Below are 4,048 nucleotides of genomic sequence, written 5' to 3'. Positions count from 1 at the left end.
GATGTCATCTTCGATGTCGGCTGCGGCTGGCTGCACTCGGCCGACCAAAACTCCTTCGTTCCGATTGCCGAACAGCTCGGCTTCGAGGTCGACAAGGCGATCCCGCCCTGGCGCGACCGCGGCTTTGGCGACGTGTTTCCGGAAGCCGAACGCGCAAAATTCTTTCACGCCATCGACGCGTTCTACGATCGTGTCGAACAAGCCGCGCTGCGCGGCGAGGACTGCGCGGCCAATCTCTATCTCGAGCCCGGCAATCGCTGGAATCCAATGATCGACGCAATCTCGACCTATGTGAACGGCTGTGAACTCGACCAGGTCTCGATCCTGGATATCGAGGCCTATCACGACACCGGCATCAACTGGCGGGTGCGACGCGGTTATGGCGCGCTGATGGCAGCCTATGGCGCGTCGCTGCCGCTCGTCTTCAATTGCAATGTCACCCTGATCGACCATTCGGCACGGCGCCTGCGCATCGAAACATCGCTGGGCGCGCTGACCGCCGACCAGGTCATTGTCACGGTGCCCACCAATCTGATCGCGGACGAAGCCATCCGCTTCGTCCCGGGACTGCCGACCAAGGTCGATGCGGCGGCCGGTCTGCCGCTCGGGGTGGACGACAAGGTGATGCTGGCCCTGTCCGAGCCCGAAGCACTGCCGAAGGACGGCAATTTGCGTGGGCTGACCTTCCGAACGGACATGGGGACCTATCACCTCCGCCCGTTCGGCCAGCCCTGCATCGAAGGCTTTTTCGGCGGCCGCCATGCCAAGGCGCTGGAAGACGCCGGCGAGGGCGCGTTCGCGGCCGCTGCAATGGACGAGATCGCGGGGTTCCTCGGCAATGATTTTCGCCGCAAGCTGAGCCCGCTTTGCGAATCGCGCTGGGCGCACGATCCCTACGCGCGCGGCGCCTATTCGCATGCGCTCCCCGGCCACGCCGACAAGCGCGCCGTGCTGGCCGCGCCCATCGACGGTCGGCTGTTCTTCGCGGGAGAGGCTACCTCACCGAACTTTTTCTCCACCGCCCATGGTGCGCATGACAGTGGCGAGCGGGCGGCGCGGGAGGTTCTCGCTGCGATTGCTGAGGGGTAGGTTCTTTTGCGTCGCCATTCCGGGGCGCCTCGAAGAGGCGAACCCGGAATCTCGAGATTCCGGTTTCGGTGCTTCGGACCGCCCCGGAATGACGGTGCCGTTCTACTCGATCACCCGGGCGCGCAAATCGGCATCCGGCACCATGCACGCATCGTATTTGCCAAAAATCCTGTAGCGGTTGCGCGCGATGAGGCGATAGACCGCATCCCGCAGCGGTTTTGGCACCCAGAACAGGGCGCGCACCCAGCGCCAGCGCGGCAGGGTCGACAGCACAGTCAGCGCGGCGTCCGACTGCAGATGCGCCTTGCCGCCGTGGATCACGGCATTGGTGTCGGGATCGCCGGGATCGATGCCCAAGGTTCGCGCGAGCCGCGCGCCGTAAGGCGACTGGATGGTCGTGAAGTGAAAGCGCTTGTCGATGTCGCGCGTGGAGACGAAATGGACCCAGCGCGAGCAGAACACGCACACGCCATCGAACAGGATCACATCGTCGTCGGGCCAATTGTTCGTCATCGAGTGTTCGTCATCGAGTATTCGTCATCGATTGTCCAGCATCGCAAGCCCCACGCCCATCAATACGATCGCAGGCCCGGTCTTGACCAGTGCGCCCAGCGGCTCGATCCATAAATCCGGCGTGAGCAGCGCGGTTCCGGCCATGTAACCAAGCGACATCGCGATGCCCGCGGCCAGGCCAAGGGCCGCGGTCCTATGGAATGCGATCAGCACGCCGATGCTCATGTCCATCAGTAAAGCGTCAGCGAAGCGACCAGCCAATGCTCCGTGACCGGCACGTCCGACAGCATCATCAACAGGCCGCCGGTGAGCGGCTGCAGGATCACCGCGGTCAGCGTGAACAGCATGGCGGCGACCACGACGGTCGCCGCCGTGCGCGCGATGAAGGCGGCCTCGCGGCTCAGATGCGCCATCAGCATGAAGAAAGCGATGCCGCTTCCCGTCCCGAGAATGACGATCGCGCCGAGTACGTGCAGATACCTGACCAAAAAATACAGCGTCATCGCTTGCGCACCGGCCTTTGTCCGCCAGGGCCCAAGGTGATCCCCAGCGCGCGGTCGAGCTCCGCCCTGGCCAGTTTGACGCCGCTTTCGCTCTCGACCACCCAGTGCCCCTCGCTTCCCGAAGCCGGCAGCATCCTGAGCTCGACCGTGCCGCCGCCGGCACGAAAGGCTCCAGCGAGCTCGCGCGAAAAGCTAGGTGGAAAATAGCTGTCATTGGCCGCAACCAGCCAGGTCACCGGAATGCGCGCCCCCTTGCCGAACGCTTTCGCAGCTGACATCAAGGTGTGCGGCGCACAGAGCTTGCCCGGGACGTCATTGGCATGGCCGCCGCGGCCGGCGGCAAAGACGATGATCGCCGAGACCGCCTTCGGATCGTCGCCTGCAAGCGCAAGCGCCCCCCAGCCGCCGGCGGAATGGCCGATGATGACGGCCGGCTCCTTTCGGATGAACGGCTGCCCGCGCAGGAACTGCAATGCCAGGGCAATCTGGTCGGCGGTGGCCCGCCCGGACCGGGCGTAGTCCGCCTCGTCACAACCGCCCTGGTCTTCCAGATAGGTCCCCCGAGTCGCCCCGTGCCCGAGACGTTCGGGCACCAGCACGGCAAAGCTGCGCGCAACGAGCTGTTCGGCAAGCGCGCGATATTCCGGCTGGGGCATTTGCGCGCGTCGCAGCACGTTCTCGGTCGAGGCGTGCGCGATGACGGCAAGGCGAAACGGCCCGTCGCCGGGCGGGCGATAAAGCACCGCATGGGCCGCGATGGCGGGATCGGGCGACGGAACGAGCCAGGCCTGCTCGCGAAACAGCGCGCCTTCGCTGCCCGCAGGTCCATAGACAGGTTGCGGCAGCGCCATCTGCATCGGAAACAGCCCGATTACGAGCGAGGCCAAACCGATTATCCACGACCGCATCATCGTCCCTAAGCACAGGTGGTTTCGCGATGGGAAGACTACCTGCTCATGGTTCAAATCCAGCGCGGTTTATGACAGCGGAGTTACTCAACCGGCCGGTTGAATGTGCAACCAGCCCCCTCAAACACCTCAAATGGCGGCACGGGCACGCTTCTGTCCCTTTTCGGCACAATTGCAGCCGCCAAACTGATGCAGAAAATCCACAGGTTAACCGATCTTTAACGATAGACCTTGAAGGGAGCCCGGCGACTTGCTTTGATTGGAGACATGAGCACAACGCTGATCGAGGTACGGCCGGCCAAAGCTGCGGATGCAGCCGCGGTGGCGTCTACTCATGACGAAGCCTGGCGCGCAGCCTATCAGGGCATCATTCCTGGCGCCGAGCTGGAGAAGCTGATCAACCGGCGCGGTCCGCATTGGTGGGACAGCGCGATCCGCAAGGGCAGCCGCGTCAGCGTATTGGTGTTCGGCGACAAGATCGCGGGTTACGCCAATTACGGCCGCAATCGCGCCCGCAGCCTACATTTCGACGGCGAGATCTACGAGCTGTATCTGCGCCCGGAATTCCAGGACCTCGGCTTCGGACGCCGCCTGTTCACCGCGGCGCGCCGCGACCTGGTGCAGAGCGGGCTGAAGAGCATGGTGGTGTGGGCGCTCTCGGACAACGAGCCTGCGACCGAATTCTACCGCACGCTGGGCGGCCGCATGGTCGCCCGCTCCTCCGAGCGGTTCGGACCAAAATCGCTCGACAAGGTGGCTTTCGCCTGGACCAACTGACGGCGGCACTCCTGGTCGCGCGGCCGCGTTTACCGACCGCCGCAGTAATCCTCCGATCCCATTGATTTGCAGTGCAATCGAGCGCACAACCGGCCGGCAATCATGCGGTCCGGTGCTTGACGCCGTCTCGATCCATCGCCGGGTCGGAGCGGGAGGCGCATCGATCGCCCGTCCTCGATTCTTACGGAGCCAGTTATGCGCATTGACGCAATCCCGATCGGGGTCGATCCGCCGCGGGAAGTGAACGTCATCATCGAA

4 protein-coding genes and 2 pseudogenes are annotated in these 4,048 nt (G+C 64.2%); 2 read left to right on the top strand and 4 right to left on the bottom strand.

Annotated features, from left to right (window positions below; translation table 11 throughout):
• A partial coding sequence (locus tag JOZ76_RS15080; protein WP_291699415.1) for a flavin monoamine oxidase family protein occupies positions 1 to 1,089 on the top strand: 1,089 nt, incomplete at its 5' end.
• Between the two features lie 102 nt (positions 1,090 to 1,191).
• On the opposite strand, the gene JOZ76_RS15075 is transcribed toward JOZ76_RS15080, so the two are convergent.
• The 4 genes and pseudogenes from JOZ76_RS15075 to JOZ76_RS15060 form a co-directional block, all read right to left on the bottom strand.
• On the bottom strand, positions 1,192 to 1,602 hold the full coding sequence (locus JOZ76_RS15075; RefSeq protein WP_291699414.1) for a thiol-disulfide oxidoreductase DCC family protein: 411 nt from the start codon (positions 1,600 to 1,602) through the stop codon (positions 1,192 to 1,194).
• A gap of 24 nt (positions 1,603 to 1,626) precedes the next feature.
• Positions 1,627 to 1,836 (bottom strand): annotated as a pseudogene (locus JOZ76_RS15070) (DoxX-like family protein); the annotation flags it as partial.
• A pseudogene (locus JOZ76_RS15065) lies at positions 1,836 to 2,105 on the bottom strand (DUF2269 family protein); the annotation flags it as partial. The pseudogenes JOZ76_RS15065 and JOZ76_RS15070, both read right to left, overlap by 1 nt.
• Positions 2,102 to 2,962, bottom strand: a complete 861-nt coding sequence (locus JOZ76_RS15060; protein ID WP_441300036.1) for an alpha/beta hydrolase family protein — start codon at positions 2,960 to 2,962, stop codon at positions 2,102 to 2,104. The gene JOZ76_RS15060 and the pseudogene JOZ76_RS15065, both read right to left, overlap by 4 nt.
• Before the next feature lie 318 nt (positions 2,963 to 3,280).
• Here JOZ76_RS15060 and JOZ76_RS15055 point away from each other — a divergent pair, with 318 nt between their 5' ends.
• The gene (locus JOZ76_RS15055) at positions 3,281 to 3,790 is read left to right on the top strand and encodes a GNAT family N-acetyltransferase (protein ID WP_291699413.1); all 510 of its coding nucleotides are present in this window, start codon (positions 3,281 to 3,283) and stop codon (positions 3,788 to 3,790) included.
• Positions 3,791 to 4,048: the final 258 nt, after the last annotated feature.

It is taken from the genome of Bradyrhizobium sp. (genome assembly GCF_019244115.1).
Taxonomy (GTDB): domain Bacteria; phylum Pseudomonadota; class Alphaproteobacteria; order Rhizobiales; family Xanthobacteraceae; genus Bradyrhizobium.
Note: the sequence above shows the minus strand (reverse complement) of the source record. Positions and strands in the feature narration are given on the sequence as shown.

Bases quoted from the DNA above. Each gene is read 5' to 3' on its own strand.
- JOZ76_RS15055 (WP_291699413.1), top strand. From the start codon at position 3,281: ATGAGCACAACGCTGATCGAGGTACGGCCGGCCAAAGCTGCGGATGCA.
- JOZ76_RS15075 (WP_291699414.1), bottom strand. From the start codon at position 1,602: ATGACGAACAATTGGCCCGACGACGATGTGATCCTGTTCGATGGCGTG.
- JOZ76_RS15060 (WP_441300036.1), bottom strand. From the start codon at position 2,962: ATGCAGATGGCGCTGCCGCAACCTGTCTATGGACCTGCGGGCAGCGAA.